Raw genomic sequence first — 1705 nt, 5'->3', positions numbered from 1 at the left:
GAGGGAACGTGGGGAAGTGAAACATCTCAGTACCCACAGGAAGAGAAAACAACAGTGATTCCGTCAGTAGTGGCGAGCGAACGCGGAAGAGGCCAAACCATGTGCATGTGATACCCGGCAGGGGTTGTGCGTGTGGGGTTGTGGGGTTTGTCTTGTCGATTCTGCCGGATCGGCCGACAGTAAGAAATCATGCGGTTAGTCGAAGTGGTCTGGGATGGCCTGTCGTAGAGGGTGAGAGTCCCGTAGACGAAAACTGTGTGACTGTCGTGATGAATGCCCAAGTAGCAGCGGGCCCGTGAAATCTGCTGTGAATCTGTCGGGACCACCCGATAAGCCTGAATACTCCCTGGTGACCGATAGCGGACTAGTACCGTGAGGGAAAGGTGAAAAGTACCCCGGGAGGGGAGTGAAATAGTACCTGAAACCGTGCGCTTACAATCCGTCAGAGCCTTCGAGTGACTTGTCACTGGGGGTGATGGCGTGCCTTTTGAAGAATGAGCCTGCGAGTTAGTGGTATGTGGCGAGGTTAACCCGTGTGGGGTAGCCGTAGCGAAAGCGAGTCCGAATAGGGCGTTTCAGTCGCATGCTCTAGACCCGAAGCGGAGTGATCTACCCATGGCCAGGGTGAAGCGACGGTAAGACGTCGTGGAGGCCCGAACCCACTTAGGTTGAAAACTGAGGGGATGAGTTGTGGGTAGGGGTGAAAGGCCAATCAAACTCCGTGATAGCTGGTTCTCCCCGAAATGCATTTAGGTGCAGCGTCGCGTGTTTCATCCTGGAGGTAGAGCTACTGGATGGTCTAGAGGGCCCACAAGCTTATCGAAATCAGCCAAACTCCGAATGCCAGGATGTGAGAGCGCGGCAGTGAGACTGCGGGCGATAAGGTTCGTAGTCGAGAGGGAAACAGCCCAGATCGCCGGCTAAGGCCCCCAAGCGTGTACTAAGTGGAAAAGGATGTGAANAGACAACCAGGAGGTTGGCTTAGAAGCAGCCACCCTTGAAAGAGTGCGTAATAGCTCACTGGTCAAGTGATTTTGCGCCGACAATGTAGCGGGGCTCAAGTACACCGCCGAAGCCGCGGCACTCACACAACAGCCCCCGGTTCCCTTGCGAGGGTTCCGGCAGGTGTGTGGGTGGGTAGGGGAGCGTCGTGTGGCCAGGGAAGCGCCGGAGTGATCCAGGTGTGGAGGCCACGCGAGTGAGAATGCAGGCATGAGTAGCGAAAGACGAGTGAGAAACTCGTCCGCCGAATGATCAAGGGTTCCTGGGCCAGGTTAATCCGCCCAGGGTGNGTCGGGACCTAAGGCGAGGCCGACAGGCGTAGTCGATGGACAACGGGTTGATATTCCCGTACCCGTGTATCCGCGCCCATGATGAATCAGGAGTACTAACCGTCCAGAGCCGCCAGGAGCACCTTCGGGTGCCGGGTGTGGTGATGCACGGGACCTTTCCTGGTAGTAGTCAAGCGATGGGGTGACGCAGGAAGGTAGCTGAGCCAGTCAGTGGTAACACTGGTGTAAGCCTGTAGGGCGAGACCTAGGCAAATCCGGGTCTCACACAGCCTGAGAGGTGATGCATAGCCGAATGAGGCGAATTCAGTGATCCTATGCTGCCGAGAAAAGCCTCTAGCGAGCTGGTACACGGCCCGTACCCCAAACCGACACAGGTGATCAGGTAGAGAATACCAAGGCGATCGAGATAACTA

Annotated in this window: 1 rRNA gene (running past one end of the window); it reads left to right on the top strand. The window is 56.4% G+C overall.

The features are described 5' to 3' along the window. Positions 1 to 1705, top strand: a 23S ribosomal RNA gene (locus ASG69_RS00005) (its annotated part continues 1202 nt past the right edge of the window); the annotation flags it as partial.

The organism is Rhodococcus sp. Leaf225, from assembly GCF_001426145.1.
Classification (GTDB): Bacteria; Actinomycetota; Actinomycetes; order Mycobacteriales; family Mycobacteriaceae; genus Rhodococcoides.
The sequence above is the reverse complement of the archived record's forward strand: the minus strand, read 5'-3'. Positions and strand labels throughout refer to the sequence as shown.